Source organism: Staphylococcus sp. HMSC068G11, from assembly GCF_001815825.1.
In the GTDB taxonomy this organism is placed as follows: domain Bacteria; phylum Bacillota; class Bacilli; order Staphylococcales; family Staphylococcaceae; genus Staphylococcus; species Staphylococcus epidermidis.
Genome location: NZ_KV822088.1, coordinates 1 through 20,227, shown reverse-complemented (window position 1 = coordinate 20,227; position 20,227 = coordinate 1). Strand labels below are relative to the sequence as shown.

Annotated in this window: 12 protein-coding genes and 2 pseudogenes; 12 read left to right on the top strand and 2 right to left on the bottom strand. The window is 31.3% G+C overall.

The genetic code is table 11. The features are described from left to right. Positions 1–79 precede the first annotated feature (79 nt). The 8 genes and pseudogenes from HMPREF3058_RS12180 to HMPREF3058_RS06195 form a co-directional block, all read left to right on the top strand. Positions 80–532 (top strand): annotated as a pseudogene (locus HMPREF3058_RS12180) (transposase); the annotation flags it as partial. Positions 533–826: 294 nt separating this feature from the next. Continuing rightward, on the top strand, positions 827–1,402 hold the full coding sequence (locus HMPREF3058_RS06225; RefSeq protein ID WP_002446053.1) for a TVP38/TMEM64 family protein: 576 nt from the start codon (positions 827–829) through the stop codon (positions 1,400–1,402). 3 nt (positions 1,403–1,405) lie between these two features. Then, entirely contained in the window at positions 1,406–1,927 is a 522-nt protein-coding gene (gene lepB, locus HMPREF3058_RS06220) for a signal peptidase I (RefSeq protein ID WP_002475136.1), read from the top strand. A gap of 18 nt (positions 1,928–1,945) precedes the next feature. After that, positions 1,946–2,521, top strand: a complete 576-nt coding sequence (gene lepB, locus HMPREF3058_RS06215) for a signal peptidase I (RefSeq protein WP_002446055.1) — start codon at positions 1,946–1,948, stop codon at positions 2,519–2,521. A gap of 120 nt (positions 2,522–2,641) precedes the next feature. Further along, positions 2,642–6,112, top strand: coding sequence for a helicase-exonuclease AddAB subunit AddB (gene addB, locus HMPREF3058_RS06210; protein WP_002491664.1), 3,471 nt, complete (start codon positions 2,642–2,644; stop codon positions 6,110–6,112). Then, positions 6,109–9,765, top strand: a complete 3,657-nt coding sequence (gene addA / locus HMPREF3058_RS06205; protein WP_002491665.1) for a helicase-exonuclease AddAB subunit AddA — start codon at positions 6,109–6,111, stop codon at positions 9,763–9,765. Before addB ends, addA begins: the two co-directional genes overlap by 4 nt. Positions 9,766–9,963: 198 nt before the next feature. Further along, positions 9,964–10,869: a fumarylacetoacetate hydrolase family protein gene (locus HMPREF3058_RS06200; RefSeq protein ID WP_002446058.1), complete on the top strand. Its 906-nt coding sequence runs from the start codon at positions 9,964–9,966 to the stop codon at positions 10,867–10,869. Positions 10,870–11,223: 354 nt separating this feature from the next. After that, positions 11,224–11,625 (top strand): YisL family protein, encoded by a 402-nt coding sequence (locus HMPREF3058_RS06195; RefSeq protein WP_001831989.1) that lies wholly within the window; start codon positions 11,224–11,226, stop codon positions 11,623–11,625. 204 nt (positions 11,626–11,829) lie between these two features. Here HMPREF3058_RS06195 and HMPREF3058_RS06190 read toward each other — a convergent pair whose 3' ends face one another. Together HMPREF3058_RS06190 and HMPREF3058_RS06185 are read right to left on the bottom strand one after the other, a co-directional pair. Further along, positions 11,830–13,146, bottom strand: coding sequence for a CoA-disulfide reductase (locus tag HMPREF3058_RS06190; protein ID WP_002491631.1), 1,317 nt, complete (start codon positions 13,144–13,146; stop codon positions 11,830–11,832). A gap of 77 nt (positions 13,147–13,223) precedes the next feature. Further along, a complete protein-coding gene (locus tag HMPREF3058_RS06185) occupies positions 13,224–14,045 on the bottom strand; it encodes a Cof-type HAD-IIB family hydrolase (protein WP_002446060.1) in 822 nt (273 codons plus the stop codon). Positions 14,046–14,157: 112 nt separating this feature from the next. Between HMPREF3058_RS06185 and HMPREF3058_RS06180 the strand changes: the two genes are divergently transcribed. The 4 genes and pseudogenes from HMPREF3058_RS06180 to HMPREF3058_RS06165 form a co-directional block, all read left to right on the top strand. Then, positions 14,158–14,466, top strand: coding sequence for a metal-sulfur cluster assembly factor (locus tag HMPREF3058_RS06180; RefSeq protein ID WP_001829290.1), 309 nt, complete (start codon positions 14,158–14,160; stop codon positions 14,464–14,466). 373 nt (positions 14,467–14,839) lie between these two features. Then, complete coding sequence (locus HMPREF3058_RS06175; protein ID WP_002491660.1) at positions 14,840–16,663, top strand: acyltransferase family protein; 1,824 nt, start codon at positions 14,840–14,842, stop codon at positions 16,661–16,663. Between the two features lie 210 nt (positions 16,664–16,873). Then, the gene (gene clpB, locus HMPREF3058_RS06170) at positions 16,874–19,483 is read left to right on the top strand and encodes an ATP-dependent chaperone ClpB (RefSeq protein WP_002491610.1); all 2,610 of its coding nucleotides are present in this window, start codon (positions 16,874–16,876) and stop codon (positions 19,481–19,483) included. Positions 19,484–19,803: 320 nt separating this feature from the next. Then, positions 19,804–20,210 (top strand): annotated as a pseudogene (locus HMPREF3058_RS06165) (transposase); the annotation flags it as partial. Positions 20,211–20,227 lie beyond the last annotated feature (17 nt).

Below are 20,227 nucleotides of genomic sequence, written 5' to 3'. Positions count from 1 at the left end.
AATTTAATAAATACCAATAAACTAAATTAACGAGATGCCTTATGTATAAAGATTATAGCATGACTCAACTTACTCTACCATAGGGTTTAAAAGATGTGCCTATCACTATGATAAATATGGTTTTAAACGAGAGTTGAAATTATATGAATGTGATGATTGTTCAGAGTGTCTTCTGAAACACCATTGTATAAACTTCAATTCAAAAACAAATAAAAAAATAATGAAGGATTATAATTGGGAATATTTTAAAGCCTAAATTAATAAAAAGCTTTCAGAACCAAAAACAAAAACCATATACAGTCAAAGAAAAATCGATGTGGAGCCTGATTTTGGATTTATGAAGGCTATTTTGGGTTTCACTCGAATGTCCGTTCGAGGGATAAATAAAGCCAAAAGAGAACTAGGATTTGTGCTAATGGCCCTTAATATAAGAAAAGTAACAGCTTAACGAGCTAAAAGTGATCAAAAAATTTATAATAAAGACAATTTCTGTATTATTTCAATAGAAATTGTCTTTATTTACTTATCCTAGAACTTTATGTCTCGGACTCATTTTTATTATGTGTGTTAATAAGAGAAAATGAAAATTGAGTAACGTCAGACTAATAAAAAGTCAAATTCAGAGTAGGAAATAATAAATATTCACTCCATTAGATTTTTGATAAAGAATGAAATAGCAAAATTTGATGAATTAGATATCAATATATAAATTTTTAATTCCTACCTAAGTCTGATTTGTGTTGTTGACCTAATTTTAATGTTTCAAAAAACATCATTTACAACTATAATGAATAAGTAATACAACCCTAAGAAAGGATTTGATGTATTGTCGCTTTCTCAATTAGAAGAATGGTTTGACGCATTTCGACAATTCGGATATATTCCTGGGTTCATTATGCTTTATTTAAGAGCCATTGTACCTGTGTTGCCTCTCACTTTGTACGTCGTGCTATTAATACATGCGTATGGATTGTTTCCAGGTATAATTATCAGTTGGCTAGGTATCGTCTCAGGTACTTTTACTGTTTTTCTTATTTGTAAAAAATTTGTGAATACAATAAGAATGAAAAAATTAAAAAGTAGAAAGTCTGTTCAAAGGCTTATTAGCTTCATAGATAGACAAGGGCTTATCCCTTTATTCATATTATTATGCTTTCCATTTACACCCAATACATTAATAAATATTATTGCGAGCTTATCTCACATCAAAATAAAATATTACTTTTTGGTATTAGTTATTTCTAAATTGATTTCAATTACTATTCTAGGAGTAATGGGAAAAGAAATTTTCACCATATTTACTAATCCTTTAAGAGCGCTTATTATGATAGTGTTACTCGTAGTATTGTGGTTTATTAGTAAAAAGGTAGAAAAGTATTTTATGGGTTCTACCAAGGAGTAAAACATGAAACAATTGATTAAATATTTGATTTCCTTTACTTTTGCAATTATTATTGTAATATTCATTCAATCATTTATAATCGTAGGCGCTGTGATATCAAATAATAGCATGACACCTACCTTGCAAACGGGAGATAGAGTAATAGTTAATAAAATTAAAGTCACGTTTGACCTAATACAACGTGGTGATATAATCATGTACAGGCATAATAACAAAACTTATTTTAGCAGAATTATAGGAAAGCCTGGTGAGTCTGTGAGTATTAAATCACAGCGTATTTATATCGATGATAGACAAGTAAATGAACCATATATGAAAGATAGGCATATTAAAGACATTACATTAAGAGAAATTAAAAATTCTGATGGTGATACGATTCCACCGGGAGCATATTTTGTTTTAAATGATAATAATAACAAACATTCTGATTCAAGAACCTATGGTTTAATAGATAAGAAAGATATCATTGGAGATGTCAGTTTGAAATATTATCCATTTAAAGAATTTAACTATCAATTTAAATAACCAGAAGAGGTGTAGATTTTGAAAAAAGAAATTTTAGAGTGGGTTGTTGCCATAGCCGTTGCCATTGCACTTATAGCCTTAATCACTAAATTTGTTGGGAAGTCATATTCTATTAAAGGTGATTCAATGGATCCCACATTAAAAGATGGAGAGCGTGTAGTGGTAAATATTATTGGCTATAAATTAGGTGGCGTTGAAAAAGGAAATGTCATTGTATTTCATGCTAATAAAAAAGATGATTATGTTAAAAGAGTTATTGGAACTCCAGGTGATAGTGTTGAATATAAAAATGATACACTCTATGTTAATGGTAAAAAGCAATCAGAACCATACTTGAACTATAACGAGAAACGTAAGCAAACTGAGTATATCACAGGTAGTTTCAAAACAAAAAATTTACCAAATGCTAATCCTCAATCTAATGTTATTCCTAAAGGTAAATATTTAGTTTTGGGAGATAACCGTGAGGTAAGTAAAGATAGTCGTTCATTTGGTTTAATTGACAAAGACCAAATTGTTGGAAAGGTATCGCTTAGATATTGGCCTTTCAGTGAATTTAAATCTAACTTCAATCCAAATAACACTAAAAATTAAATATCAATCAACTTTGGAGATTTCTATTCATGCTTTTAAAAAAATAGAAATCTCTTTTTTGTTTTTCTTAGAAGATACACCTGTGTGATATGATTAATATTAAAGGAGTGAGGGAATGTTATGGAATTTAATACATATATTGGTCGAGCAGGTACAGGAAAGTCAACAGCCATGCTTACTCAAATAAAAAATAAAATGAAGCAAGACCCGCTGGGTGATCCTATAGTATTAATTGCACCTACGCAGAGTACTTTTCAATTAGAACAAGCATTTGTAAATGATTCCGAACTTCATGGTAGTTTGAGAACTGAAGTACTTCACTTTGAAAGATTGAGTCATCGTGTTTTTCAAGAAGTTGGTGGTTTAACAGAACAACGATTATCTAAGGCTGCTTTAGAAATGATGATTTTCCATATTGTTCAACAACATGAGTCTGATTTGAAATTGTATGCTTCACAAGCTCAATACTATGGTTTAAGTGAAAAGTTAGCTGAGCAAATTCAAGATTTTAAAAAATATAATGTCACTCCTGAGCACTTAGATCAATTGATAGATAATCATTCAATGCAAACGAGAACAAAACATAAATTAGAAGACATTTCTCTTATTTATAAACAATTAGAATCACGAATGAATGGTGAATTTATAACAACAGAGGATAGTTTGCAACAATTCATTGAAATACTATCTCAATCTCAGTGGATAAAAAAGGCTGAAGTATTTATTGATGGGTTTCATAATTTTTCTACATTGGAATATAGAATTATAGAAGCACTTGTTCAACACGCCAAACAGGTGACTGTGTTATTAACGACCGATGGCAGCCACCATCCATTTAGTTTGTTTAGAAAATCATCTGAAGTTTTATCACATTTGGAGGATATCGCTAATCGTTTAAATATAAATCTAAATAAAACTTATTTTAATACATTTTATCGCTATAAAAATGATGATTTAAAGAATCTTGAAAATGGGTTTGATGCATTACAATTTACGCCTAAACATCATCAAAATCATGTTAAAATATTTGAATCTTCAAGTATGAGAGAAGAAATAAATGAAGTAGCTCGACGTATTTTAAAAGATGTCAGAGAAGCAGATTATAAATTCAGGGATATTGCTATATTATACCGTGATGAATCGTATGCATATCTATTCGAGTCAATACTTCCTTCATATGATATACCATTTAACATTGATACTAAAAAATCTATGACACATCATCCCATCATGGAAATGTTACGTTCTTTATTAGAAGTGATACGTTCAAATTGGCATATTAATGCAATGTTACGATTGTTTAAAACGAATGTATTAACGTCTCAATTTAAAAGAAGTAGCTATTTAATTGATTTACTGGAAAATTTCGTTTTAGAACGTGGTGTTTATGGTAAACGTTGGTTAGACGAAGATATCTTTAGTATTGATCAGTTTAGTAGAATGGGACGTAAATCACATCAACTAACTGAAGAACATCAAGCATTATACAAAGAAGTAATTAAACTTAAAAAGAATGTTATAGATAAAGTGTTATATTTCGAACAAGCTATGAATGAAGCACATACTGTTAAAGATTATGCTACGTCATTTTATGAAAGTTTAGAGTATTTTGAATTACCGAGTCAGTTAATGACTCAACGTGATGAATTAGAGTTGGCGGGTCTAACAGAAAAAGCCGAAGAAATTGACCAAGTATGGAACGGTTTAATACAAATTTTAGATGATTTAGTTACTGTTTTTGATGATCAGGAAATGACACTTCAACAATTTTTAGATGTTTTTGATATAGGTTTAGAGCAATTAGAGTTTGTTATGATACCTCAAACTTTGGATCAAGTTAGTATAGGTACAATGGATTTAGCGAAAGTTGATAATAAAAAACATATTTATATGGTTGGTATGAATGATGGTATATTACCACAGACTGTATCTTCATCAAGTTTGATTACAGATGAAGAGAAGAAATATGTTGAGGACAATGCACATGTTGAGTTAAGTCCAACTTCAGATATACTGCAAATGGATGAAGCGTTTGTTTGTTACATCGCTATGACAAGGAGTCAACAAAGCGTTACATTTTCATATAGTTTAATGGGAAATTCTGGAGATGAGAAGGAAATTAGTCCTTTTTTAACGCAAATTAAAGAACTATTTTATGATTTAGAAATCACCAATCTACAAGATTTACATGAAGCGCAACCTTTATTAATGATGCAACATTCACATCAAACAAAAATTCAGCTTTTTGAATATTTAAGAGGTTGGTTAGACCATGAAGACATCGATATTCGTTGGTTGGATGCATATTTAGCTATTCGAGACGATGATCAATTAAATCAAGGTTTAGATTATCTTACTACGTCATTGACATATGATAACGAGACTGTCCAATTAAATGAAACTTTATCACAACAACTTTATGGTAAAACTATCAACGCTAGTGTGTCTCGTTTTGAAGGTTATCAACAATGTCCTTTTAAACATTATGCTTCGCATGGTTTACGATTAAATGAACGCACTAAATATGAATTACAAAATTTTGACTTAGGAGATATTTTCCATTCAGTTTTAAAATATATTTCCGATCGAATTTATGGTAACTTCAAGAATTTAGATACTAAGAATATTCAATCACTTACTAAAGAAGCATTAGAACTTATTTTACCTAAAGTACAGTTTAATTTGTTAAATTCATCTGCGTATTATAAATATTTATCTAAAAAGATTGGATCAATCGTTGAAACAACTTTAAAGGCACTTAAATATCAAGGGGATTACTCTAAATTTGTGCCCCAACGATTTGAAACAGGATTTAGAAAATCACCTAAAAACAAAGATGAACTTGTTGCACAACCACTGATTACCAATCAGGGAATTCCGATTAATATAAGAGGTCAAATCGATCGTATTGATACATATACAAAAGGTGATCATAGTTATGTCAATATCATTGATTATAAATCTTCAGAAAGTAGTGCAACACTCGATTTAACAAAAGTTTATTATGGTTTGCAAATGCAAATGATGACCTACATGGATATTGTATTACAAAACAAAGAACGTTTAGGTCTTACAGATATTGTGAAACCAGGGGGGCTACTTTATTTCCATGTCCATGAACCGCGTATTAAATTTAAAAGTTGGGCAGATATAGATGAAGACCAATTTCAAAAAGACTATATCAAAAACTTTAAAATGAGCGGTTTACTTAATCGTGATCAAGAAGTGTTAGATGCTTTTGATATTAGACTTGAACCAAAGTATAATTCGGATATTGTTCCAATAGCATTAACAGCTAAAGGCGCTATAAATCAGCGTAGTAGTAAAGTAGCTGATGAAAACATCATTTATCAATTGATAGAACATAATAAGAAGAATTTTATCGAGACAGCCACCCACATTATGGATGGACATACTGAAGTGGCACCCTTGAAGTACAAACAAGTATTACCTTGTCAATTTTGTAATTATAAATCAGTTTGTCATGTAGACGGATTAATAGATAGTAAGCGTTATAGAACGGTAGATGAATCGATAAAACCATTAGATTTAATTCAACAATTAAGAACTGAAGGTGGTGAAAAGACATGATTCCAACTAAACCACAAGATGTGATTTGGACAGATGCACAATGGCAAAGTATTTATGCGAAAGGTCAGGACATACTTGTTGCTGCTGCAGCAGGTTCCGGTAAAACAGCCGTTCTAGTTGAGCGTATTATACAACGTATACTTAGAGATGATGTAGATGTAGATCGGTTACTAGTTGTAACATTTACGAATTTAAGCGCACGTGAGATGAAGCATCGAGTTGATAAACGTATACAGGAAGCATCTTTTAAGGATCCCAACAATGAACATTTAAAGAATCAGCGCATCAAAATTCATCAAGCACAGATTTCGACTTTACACAGTTTCTGTTTGAAATTGATTCAGCAGCATTATGATGTATTAGATATCGACCCTCATTTTAGAACAAGTAGTGAAGCGGAAAATATATTATTATTAGAACAAACTATTGATGATGTTTTAGAACAACACTATGATAAATTAGATCCTCACTTTATAGAATTAACCGAACAACTATCATCAGATAGGAATGATGATCAATTTAGAAGTATTATTAAGCAGTTATATTTTTTCAGTATTGCTAATCCACAACCATTTGAATGGCTCAATCAATTAGCGCAACCATACAAAGAAGAGAATAAACAGCAACAATTAATGCAGCTTATCAATGATTTAGCAATGATTTTTATGAAAGCAGGATATGAAGAATTACAAAAATGTTATGATTTATTCTCAATGATGGAAAGTGTTGATAAGCAACTTGAAGTTGTTGAAACTGAACGCATGTTTATTACTAAAGCCATTGAAGGGAAAGTATTAAATACAGATGTTATCACACAACATGAATTTATGAGTCGTTTTCCTGCAATAAATAGCAAAATAAAAGAAGCAAATGAAGGCATGGAAGATGCTTTAAATGAAGCAAAACAACATTATGATAAATATAAATCTTTAGTTATGAAAGTAAAAAATGATTACTTTTCTAGAAATGCAGATGATTTGAAAAGAGATATGCAACAACTTGCTCCTCGAGTGGCTTATTTAGCTCAAATAGTTCAAGATGTGATACATTCATTTGGTGTTCAAAAACGAAGTCGTAATATTTTGGATTTCTCAGATTATGAACATTTTGCATTACGCATTCTTACTAACGAAGATGGCTCACCTTCGCGTATCGCTGAAACGTATCGTGAACATTTTAAAGAAATCCTAGTTGATGAGTATCAAGATACTAATAGGGTGCAAGAGAAAATATTATCTTGTATTAAAACTGGTGAAGAACACGACGGTAACTTGTTCATGGTTGGAGATGTGAAGCAGTCTATTTATAAATTTAGACAAGCTGATCCCAGTTTATTTATTGAAAAATATAATCGCTTTTCTAGTAGTGGAACTGACAGTGGCTTGCGCATTGACTTATCGCAAAACTTTCGTTCGAGACAGGAAGTGTTATCTACAACCAATTATTTGTTCAAACATATGATGGATGAACAAGTAGGGGAAATTTCATATGATGATGCAGCGCAATTGTATTTTGGTGCACCATATGACAAAGTTTCACATCCCGTTCAATTACGAGCACTTGTTGAGGAAAGTTCAGAAAATAGTGACTTAACTGGAAGTGAACAAGAAGCGAATTACATTGTTGAACAAGTTAAAGATATTATTAATCATCAAAACGTATACGATATGAAAACAGGTCAATACAGAAAAGCAACTTATAAAGATATCGTAATTTTGGAGAGAAGTTTTGGTCAAGCTCGTAATCTTCAACAAGCTTTTAAAAATAATGATATCCCTTTTCACGTAAATAGTAAGGAAGGGTATTTTGAGCAAACTGAAGTACGTCTTGTTCTTTCATTTTTAAGAACAATAGATAATCCACTTCAAGACATTTATTTAGTGGGGTTGATGCGTTCTGTAATATATCAATTTACTGAAGAAGAATTAGCCAAAATAAGAGTTGTAAGCCCTCATGATGATTACTTTTATCAATCTATAAAAAATTATATGATTGATGAAAAAGCTGATTCTAGATTGGTTGACAAGTTAAATCGTTTTATTCAGGATATACAAAAATATCAAAATTATAGTCAAAGTCAACCGGTCTACCAATTAATTGATAAATTTTATAATGATCATTTTGTAATTCAGTACTTTAGCGGTCTCATTGGAGGTAAAGGTAGAAGAGCGAATCTATATGGGCTATTTAATAAAGCTGTTGAATTTGAAAATTCAAGTTTCAGAGGTTTATTCCAATTTATTCGTTTTATTGATGAGCTTATTGATCGTAAGAAAGATTTTGGTGAAGAAAATGTCGTAGGTCCTAACGATAATGTGGTTAGAATGATGACGATTCATAGTAGTAAAGGATTAGAATTTCCATTTGTAATTTACTCAGGATTATCTAAAAAATTCAACAAAGGTGACCTGAATGCACCAGTTATTCTAAATCAACAATATGGTTTAGGTATGGATTATTTTGATGTAAATAAAGATATGGCTTTTCCTTCGCTTGCTTCTGTGGCATATAGAGCAATAAATGAAAAAGAACTCATATCTGAAGAAATGCGCTTAGTCTATGTTGCGTTGACGCGAGCAAAAGAGCAACTTATTTTAGTTGGAAGAGTCAAAGATGAAAAATCATTAATTAAATATGAACAATTAGCTGTTTCAGACACACATATAGCAGTTAATGAACGCCTTACTGCTACAAATCCATTTGTTCTTATTTATGGTATTTTGGCTAAGCATCAATCGGCTTCATTGCCAAATGATCAAAGATTCGAAAGAGATATTAATCAATTAAATTCTGAAGTGAAGCCACGTGTATCAATAGTGATTGATCATTACGAGGATGTTTCAACTAAAGAAGTTGTTAATGATAATGAAATAAGAACTATCGAAGAATTAAAGGGCATAAATACTGGTAATGAAGATGTGAAAATTAAAATTCATCAACAGCTTTCTTATGACTACCCTTTTAAAGTTAACACGATAAAACCATCTAAACAGTCGGTATCAGAGTTAAAACGCCAGTTAGAAACTGAAGAAAGTAATACAAATTATGATAGAGTACGTCAATATCGTATTGGTGTTGCATCTTATGAAAGACCCAAGTTTCTTACTCAAACCAAAAAAAGAAAAGCAAATGAAATAGGAACTTTAATGCATACAGTCATGCAACATTTACCTTTTAGAGAACAACGTTTAACAAAGGACGAATTACTTCAATATATCGATGGATTGATTGACAAACAACTTATTGATGAAGATGCAAAAGAGGATATTAGAATAGATGAGATTATGCATTTCATTGATGGACCTCTCTATATGGAAATAGCTCAAGCTGACAATGTTTATACTGAATTACCTTTTGTGGTAAATCAAATTAAAGTTGATGGACTTACAAGTGAAGATGAAGATGTATCCATTATTCAAGGTATGATTGATTTAATATATGAAAGTGACGGACAATTTTACTTTGTTGATTACAAAACGGATGCCTTTAATAGAAGAAAAGGTATGAGTGATGAAGAAATAGGGAATCAGCTCAAAGAAAAATATCAGATACAAATGACATATTATCGAAATACTTTAGAAACAATACTTAAACGACCTGTTAAGGGTTATTTATATTTTTTCAAATTTGGTACATTAGAAATAGATAATTAAAATTCAAAGTTACTTTGATAAAGTGGGAAACAATAGGCCGTGCTTTCATCCTAACCAAGAAAACACGGCTTTACTGTATATATGTCTGTTATTAAGATTACAAATAAACTTTCTTAATTTTCTTACTTATATATTTGTTATTTGAACTTAGATATAGTTATAATATGTAATAAGATATAGATGAGGAGTTGATTATGAATGAAATTTCTATCATTCAAACATAATGACAGAACTTCATATGGTGTTAAAGTAAAACGTGAAGATGCTGTTTGGGATTTACCAATGGTTTTTGCTGAGTTTGGGGACAAAGACTTTAATCCTAAAACTTTAATTGCAGGTCTACAGCAAAATCAAACTTTAGACTTTCAAGAGCAAGTTCGAAAAGCAGTTGTCGCAGCTGAAGAAAGTGGAAGAGATGAGGAATTTAAATTTTTATTCACTGATATTGATTTTCTACCACCAGTGACACCTCCTAATAATGTGATTGCATTTGGTAGAAATTATGAAGATCATGCTAGTGAATTAAATCATGAAGTTGATAGTTTATATGTATTTACCAAAGCGGCTTCATCTTTAACTGGTGATGAAGCAACAATTCCTAATCATAAAGATATTACAGAACAATTGGACTATGAGGGAGAACTTGGAATTGTAATTGGAAAATCAGGCGAAAAGATTCCTAGAGGATTAGCTTTAGATTATATTTATGGGTACACAATTATCAATGATATTACAGATCGCACTGCGCAAAGTTCACATGATCAAGCATTCTTATCAAAAAGTTTAACTGGGGCATGCCCAATGGGTCCTTATATAGTAACCAAAGACGAATTACCTACGCCAGAGAATGTAAATATCGTAACAAAAGTGAATAACGAAATTCGACAAGATGGTAACACTGGAGAGATGATTTTAAAAATAGATGAACTCATCGAAAAGATTTCAAAATATGTGGCTTTACATCCAGGCGATATCATTGCAACTGGTACACCCGCTGGTGTGGGTGCTGGTTTACAACCACCACAATTTTTACAACCAGGTGATGAAGTCAAAGTAACTATAGATAATATTGGCACTTTAACAACATATATATCTAAAAATTAAGAGTTATACAATGATTTAAAAAGTTAAATGGGCGTGGAGTAAATATATTACTCCCCAAGCCCTAACTTGCTTTGTCTGTAAAATTTTAGTGTAATTCTATGTGTTGAGCGTTGGAATTCAATTTGCTTATTTTGAAATTTCTGTTCAAAAAATAGATATTAATACATTTTTAATTCAGTCATCGAATGACTATTTGTTAAGAAAGTCTGGGATATTATTTGTATCCTAGACTTTCTTGTATATTTATCAAAATATTTATTATTTTAATTATTGATAAAAATTAAAGTTATGGCATCATCAAATATTTAGAAATATGTTATGATGATTTAGAAATAAAAAGATGGGGGGACAAACATGTTACATGTCCATATTTTAAGTTGGGTATTAGCAATTATTTTATTTATCGCAACTTATTTAAATTATTCAAAAACGCAAGGTGCATCACCTTATTATAAACCTTTACATATGGCATTAAGATTATTCATGCTATTAACATTAATTTCTGGTTTTTGGGAATTAATCGAAGAGTTTATGGCTGCCTCTAATGGTGAAGGTGGAAATCATATGCTACTTACTTTAAAAATGTTATGTGGTTTAGCTGTTATCGCATTTATGGAAATTTCCATTGCTAAAAGAAAAAAACAACAGACTAGCCATAAATTCTTTTGGATTACTATTATTTTAATCATAATTACAATGGCTATTGGTGTTATTTTACCTTGGGGCCCAATTTCTAAAATATTTGGAATAAGTTAAACATGCTTGGATACAATTGCGTATGATTTATATTTATTGAAGTATGAACATCATATTATTCCTAAATAAAAGACCAAAATGAATTCTTTTAAAAAATTCATTTTGGTCTTTTTATATGAAAATGATAGGTTTATTTTCTTTTCCTAAATAGTCACTCTTGTTATTTCTCTCATACTATTCATAAATTATGAATTGTGTGGAATGTTATTGTGCTTTATACCCAATTAAATTAATTAAATCTTTTGGATGACTATAGGGAGGGGCATATGCTACTTCAAATTCTGTTAAATCATCCACAGTAGCATGATTCATCATTGCCATTGATAATACGTCTATTCTTTTGTCGGCACCTTGTTTACCAACTGCTGCTGCGCGTAAAAGTTTTCTCGAGTCTTTTTCAAAATAAACACGTAAATGTAGTGGTGAATTTCCTGGGTAATATCCTGCATGAGCGCCTTGCTTAACTTCAACCATATCATAATTGAAATTTGTAAGTTCATTTGGTTTGATGCCAACACTTGCTAATGTATAGTCAAAAAATTTCACTATATTATTTCCTAGATAACCTTTAAAGTGAATAGACGAATTTCCAGAAAGTTGTTCAGCTATAATACTTGCACCACGGTGTGCTCCCCAAGCAAGTGGAACCTGTGCCGGTAAATTCACATGACGATAATGTGAAGTAATAACATCACCTAATGCATAAATATTTGGTATATTTGTTTGGAAATTATGATTTACTGGGATATAACCTTTATCATCTAGTATGACGTTAGATGATTTAATAAATTGTGAATTTGGCTGCGTACCTACACCTTCGATAATAAGATCATAGTTTTCAACTTTACCAGATGTGAATGTTACTTCATGTCCATTGACTTGACTAATTTCTTCGTTAAATCTATAAGTGATATTTCTTTTTTCTATTTCGTCGATGATGGGTTGATTCATATCTTGATCCATCAGTTTATTAATATTTGTAGAGCGATGAATCCATGTGACATCCAAACCTCTATGATGTAAATTTTCAAGAATTTCTAAAGAGATGTACCCCGCGCCAACAACAAGTGCACGTTGTGCTTTAGTATTCGTAATAAAGGTATCAATTGCCTCAGTATCTTCGAGATTTCGCACAGTAAATGAGATATCACTATGAGTGTTTAATCGGTTTGCAGATGCGCCAGGACTTAAAATCAATGTATCGTAACTTTCTTCAAAAGTTTGATTAGTTTGATGATTTAAGACAGTAACTGTTTGTCTTTTATCATTGATTTGTATAACTTCATGGTATGTTTTTACTGTGATATGCTTTTTGTCATAAAATTGATCAGGCGTATATGCTAAAACTTTACGACGGTCCTCGATAACGTTGCCAATATAATAAGGTAATGCACAATTGGCAAAGCTCATATCTCTATCTTTTTCAAAAACAATGATTTCACTCTCTTTATCTAATCTTCGAATTTGACTTGCACAAGTCGCACCACCAGCAACTGCACCGACTATTATAATTTTATTCATAGCTGTCTCTCCTTTATATATGTATGATATTAGAAAACGTATACCTTTTTAATCATCACTTGGATTGTTTATTCAACTTAATAATAACGCATTTTTAAATTAAAAAAGTCATTTAAATAACGACCTATGCCGTCCTCATTATTACTATACGTAATATTATTTGCTATTTCTTTTAAGTCTTTTAAGCCATTATCCATTGCAATGCCATGGGTCGCATACTTTATCATTTCTATATCATTGTCCTCGTCACCAAACGCAATGATATGATCGTCGGCGATATTTAAATAGTTTTGAACATGTTTAATTCCACGTGCTTTGTTGATTCCGCGTTTCACAATTTCTATGACTGGGAAAGGGGCACCCCAACGGCGATGTTCGATATTCTCTGCATAAAAATGGGTTAACATATCTTTAATTTCAGGAATATTTTCTTCTTCTGCTTCAACAAGTAGTGACGTAGGTGCCTCATTAAGATTTTCTAGTAAATTCCCCGTTTGAATTTTAGGATTCCCCATAGAAAAACCTTCAAAAAGTCTTGGATCATAACTATTGATAAAGACATAATCTTTTACTTCGGCAATGATATTTGTAATATGAGATTGTTGAAGCGCTGTAATAATATTTTTAGAAATTTCAACATCTAGTACTTCGTGTATCACTTCGAAATCATTTGCTTTTGGGTGATGCACAAATGCGCCATTAAAATTAACCACAGGTGTGTTCATATTGAGTTCATGATAATACATCTGGCTCGCACGATAAGGTCTTCCAGTAGCAATCATAACGTAGTGTCCACATTGTTGTAATTCGGTTAATACTTGTTTAGTGTAAGGTGAGATTTCTTTATTGTCATTTAATAATGTACCATCTAGATCTAGACAAATTAAATAAGGTTGCATATATTACTCCTTGTGTTGTTAATTATCATGTAACAGTATCATAGCATTTTATTGGCGTTTTGTCGGATATTTGATATATTGGTGTAAAGAAAATTTTAAAGAGGTGATACTGATGGAAGAAGCACTAAAAGATAGTATCTTAGGCGCTCTTGAAATGGTAATAGATCCTGAGTTAGGGATAGATATCGTTAATTTAGGTTTAGTATATAAAGTTGATGTTGATGATGAAGGTTTATGTACAGTTGAAATGACATTAACTTCGATGGGATGTCCATTAGGACCACAAATTATTGAACAAGTTAAGAGCGTTCTAGCTGAGATACCGGAAATTTCTGATACAGAAGTAATGATTGTATGGAGTCCACCATGGAATAAAGATATGATGTCTCGTTATGCCAAAATAGCTTTAGGCATCGGATAATTGAAAGGATAGCTACTCATTGTTTTGAGAAATGATGTAGCTATTCTTTTTATCTTTATAAAAGGAAATTCAAAATACAATATTGTATTTTGATTTAATATTTTTATAAATTAGCTCTACAATAAAATTGAATTAGTATTACAAATGTATTACAATATTTAAGACTTATAACCTTTTAACGAGGCATATCTTATAAAGTATATTCATTAATAACATAGCAGGGATGGTTGTAATCTAAAGAATGACCTTGTTAATTTAATAAGGATAAGATTTGTTTAAATAAATTGATTAGAAATAATAGCGTGCGTCTAATGAAAATGATTAAAAAATACGCGTCTTATAAAATTTATTATTATTAGGGAAGAATGTAACAATGAGAAAAAAATTAAATAATGAATATCGCTCTGCTAAAAAAATGCGATATATGCCTGGATTAGATGGTTTGCGAGCAATTGCAGTCATTGGTATTATTATTTATCACTTGAATAAACAATGGTTAACAGGTGGTTTTTTAGGCGTAGATACTTTTTTTGTTATTTCAGGTTATTTGATTACGAGCTTATTACTCAAAGAGTATGAAGATACTGGAACAATAAATCTTAAAAATTTCTGGATTCGTCGTATAAAAAGGTTATTACCAGCGGTATTCGCATTAATAGTAGTTGTTGGAATTGCAACTTTATTATTCCACCCTGAGCATATTGTAAGAGTTAAACATGATATGATAGCAGCAATATTTTACGTATCTAATTGGTGGTATATTGCTAAAGATGTCAATTATTTCGAGCAATTTTCTTTTATGCCTTTAAAGCACCTATGGTCACTAGCCATTGAAGAGCAGTTTTACCTCTTTTTCCCAGCAGTACTCTTATTACTTATGGCTATAGTTAAGAAAAAGAAAAATGTCATACTGATGTTTTGGATTATATCTTTGGTTTCATTATTAATGATGGTTGTTATTTCTCAACCTCACTTGAACCATTCAAGAGTATATTTTGGAACTGATACAAGATTGCAGACACTGCTTTTAGGTGTACTTCTAGCATTTATCTGGCCACCTTTTAAATTAAATCCCAATCCACCTAAAGGATTAAAAACTGTGATTAATAGTGCGGGTATTATAGGACTTACATTTTTAATTCTATTATTCTTTACTGTTAGTGATGAAAGTGATTGGATTTATAATGGTGGATTTTATCTTATTTCAACAATGACTTTGCTAATTATTGCAAGTGTTGTTCATCCAACTACAATTTTAGCTAAGTTATTAGGAAATCCTGTATTTGTTTATATTGGAAAGCGATCATACAGTTTGTACTTGTGGCATTTCCCAATAATGAGTTTTGTTCATAGCTATTTTATTGATGGTCAAATGCCAACATATGTTTATATTTTGGACATCATTCTTACAGTTTTATTTGCAGAATTATCATTTAAATATGTAGAAACACCATTGAGAAAGCAAGGTTTTAAGGCTTTTGCAATTAAAAAAACATACAAACCTCAATTTATTAGAACTATTGTAACGCTTGTTATACTTTTACCTACTATTTTCATTTTAATAGGCGTTTTCGATAAGTTTGGAAAAGATACCATATCGAACAAAGCGCAAACATTTAATACCGATGAGGCTGATCAATATCTTATTCACATGATACCGATTGATAATATTTCGTTAACAAGCGATGGTAAAACTAAAGCGAATACAAAAGATAATGATGTATATACGCAAATTAAGCCGTTATTAATTGGTGATTCAGTTATGGTAGATATAGGGGAACAATTTAAAACGAAAGTACCCAAAGCTAAAATCGATGGCAAAGTCGGTCGTCAACTCTATCAGGCCGAGAGCCTCGTTAATCAACAATATAAGCAATATCGTAAACCAACAGATCAAGTCATACTTGAGCTAGGTACAAATGGTGATTTTACTAAAGAACAATTAGATCAGTTGATTGGTAAATTTGGAAAGGCACAAGTATATCTTGTAAATACGAGAGTGCCACGATCATATGAAAACCATGTTAATACGTTAATGACAGAAGCGGCTAAAGATAAAAAGAATGTAACTCTAATTGATTGGTATAGTCGCTCAAAAGGGCATACAGAGTATTTTGCTCCAGACGGCATCCATCTTGAAAATGATGGCGTAGAGGCATTGACAGATGAAATATTGAAAAGTATAAAAAAGAAATAATATATTAATTAAAGAGGAAGAACTCTATTCATTTGGAATTGAGTTCTTCCTCTTTTTTTACTTGATTATCATAATAAAATGAAAAACATGAGCAATTAATGTTGATTTAATGATGAGAAGGGTCTATAATATAATTAAGGTCAAAGAAAGTCAAAGTCAAATTTATTTTTCTATACTTTGACCCACTCTGAATGATAGAGGTGAAATAAATTGGATATTAATCAAATGACATATGCTGTACAAGGTGCCTTACAAAAAGCAGTCGCGTACAGTAAAGAATATGAATTACAAAATATTGAAATTGAAGCTTTATTAAAAGCTACGATGAATGAAAATGATAGTTTATTTAAAAGTATATTAGAAAGAGCAAATATTGATGTTAATCAACTAGAACAAGCATACGATAATCAATTAAGTCATTATCCAACTGTACAAGGAGACAATGTTCAGTATGGACAGTATATTAGTTCTAAAACAAAAGAATTATTAGACAAAGCCGAGAAATATATGAAGTCCTATGAAGATGAGTTTATTTCTATGGAACATATATTACGTGCAGCCATAGATACTGATGAGACTACTCAAAAATGGGTCGGCAATAAAGCAGAAGTCATTAAAGAAATTATAACTAAAGTTAGAGGGGGAAATCATGTGACATCTCAAAATCCAGAAGTTAATTATGAAGCTTTAGAAAAATATGGTCGTGATCTTGTAGAAGAAGTACGTCAAGGTAAAATGGACCCTGTTATCGGTAGAGATGAAGAAATACGTAATACAATTCGTATTTTAAGTCGAAAAACAAAAAATAATCCGGTTTTAATCGGTGAACCAGGTGTAGGTAAAACTGCAATTGTTGAGGGTTTAGCACAACGAATTGTACGTAAAGACGTTCCAGAATCATTACTCGATAAAACAATTTTCGAGCTTGATTTAAGTGCATTAGTTGCAGGTGCAAAATATAGAGGTGAATTTGAAGAACGTTTAAAAGCAGTATTGAAAGAAGTAAAAGAATCTGAAGGTCGAATCATCTTATTCATTGATGAAATTCATATGTTAGTAGGTGCTGGTAAAACAGATGGTGCTATGGACGCAGGAAACATGTTGAAACCAATGCTTGCGCGTGGTGAATTGCATTGTATAGGTGCTACGACATTAAATGAATATCGTGAATATATTGAAAAAGATTCAGCATTAGAACGTCGTTTCCAAAAAGTTAGTGTCAGTGAACCTGATGTTGAGGATACAATATCAATTTTACGTGGTCTAAAAGAACGTTATGAGGTCTACCATGGTGTACGTATACAAGACCGTGCACTTGTTGCAGCGGCTGAGTTATCTGATAGATATATTACCGATAGATTTTTGCCAGATAAAGCTATAGATTTAGTCGACCAAGCGTGTGCGACAATACGTACAGAAATGGGATCAAATCCAACAGAGTTAGACCAAGTAAATCGTCGAGTAATGCAATTAGAAATTGAAGAAAGTGCCTTGAAAAATGAATCTGATAACGCAAGTAAACATCGTTTAGAAGAACTTCAAGAGGAATTATCTAATGAAAAAGAAAAACAAGCCTCTTTAAAATCACGTGTTGAACAAGAAAAAGAAAAAATTGCTAAAGTACAAGAAAAACGTGCTGAACTAGATAGTAGTCGTCAAGCTCTTGAAGATGCACAAACAGAAGGTAATCTTGAAAAAGCAGCAGAATTACAATATGGTACAATTCCGCAATTAGAAAAAGAATTGCAAGAATTTGAGGAAGCCTTTCAAGATGAAACTGGCGAAGATAGTGAAAGAATGATTCGTGAAGTCGTTTCAGATGAAGAAATAGGCGACATAGTTAGTCAATGGACAGGTATACCTGTGTCTAAACTTGTGGAAACAGAAAGAGAAAAGCTATTAAGTTTAAGTGACATCTTACACAAACGTGTAGTAGGTCAAGATAAAGCAGTTGATTTAGTATCTGACGCAGTAGTTAGAGCACGTGCTGGAATTAAAGATCCGAATAGACCAATCGGAAGTTTCTTATTCTTAGGACCTACTGGAGTAGGTAAAACTGAATTAGCAAAATCGCTTGCTTCATCACTTTTCGATTCTGAAAAACATATGATTAGAATTGATATGAGCGAATATATGGAAAAACATGCTGTATCACGTTTAATTGGTGCGCCTCCAGGCTATGTAGGCCATGATGAAGGTGGTCAATTAACTGAAGCAGTTAGACGTAATCCATACTCAGTTATTTTGTTAGACGAAGTTGAAAAAGCACATAGCGATGTTTTTAATGTATTACTTCAAATACTAGATGAAGGTCGTCTTACGGATTCAAAAGGTAGAAGTGTTGACTTTAAAAATACTATTATCATCATGACTAGTAATATTGGTTCACAAGTATTACTTGAAAATGTAAAAGATGCTGGTGAAATTAGTGATGATACAGAGAAAGCAGTTATGGACAGTCTACATGCATACTTCAAACCTGAAATATTAAATCGTATGGATGATATCGTGTTATTTAAACCATTATCAGTTAACGATATGAGTATGATTGTAGATAAAATTTTAACACAATTAAATATGAGATTATTAGATCAACATATCTCAATTGAAGTGACAGAAGAAGCGAAAAAATGGCTAGGTGAAGAAGCGTATGAACCACAATTTGGTGCAAGACCATTAAAACGCTTTGTTCAACGACAAATAGAAACTCCAATTGCACGTATGATGATTAAAGAAAGTCTACCTGAAGGTACAATCATTAAAGTAGATTTAAATGACAATAAAGAACTTGACTTTAAGGTTGTTAAACCTACGTCTTAATCTAGAACAATATTAATTTATAAAATAAAAAAAGGCTGGGATATAATTCCTAGCAAAATAGCCAGTAAATGAGTTTTTTATAAATTCATTTACTGGCTTCTTTATTTACAATACTACGTATTGTTGGCTCGCTTTCTTAGGGGACAGCTTCAGCCTGTCCTGTTCCCTCAAGAGTCTCGCCAAAATACTTTTTGTATGTAATTTTACATTGAAATACTTAAAAAATAAGGCCCTTTCGTATAATTTAATAAACATCACTAAACTAAATTAATGAGGTGTCTTATGCACAAAGATTATAACATGACTCAACTTACTCTACCATAGGATTTAAAAGATATGCCTATCGTCATGATAAATATAGTTTTAAACGAGACTTGAAATTATATGAATGTGATGATTATTCAGAATGTTCTCTGAAACAACAATGTATGAACTTCAAATCAAAAACAAAAACCATATACAGTCAAAGAAAAATCGATGTGGAGCCTGATTTTGGATTTATGAAGGCTATTTTGGGTTTCACTCGAATGTCCGTTCGAGGGATAAATAAAGCCAAAAGAGAACTAGGATTTGTGCTAATGGCCCTTAATATAAGAAAAGTAACAGCTCAACGAACTGAAAATATTCAAAAAATAATAAAAAAGACAATTTCTATATTATTTCAATAGAAATTGTCTTTTTTTATTTATCTTGGAACTTTATGTCCCAACCTCTTTCCTACGATTAGTCAAGTACTTATAATTA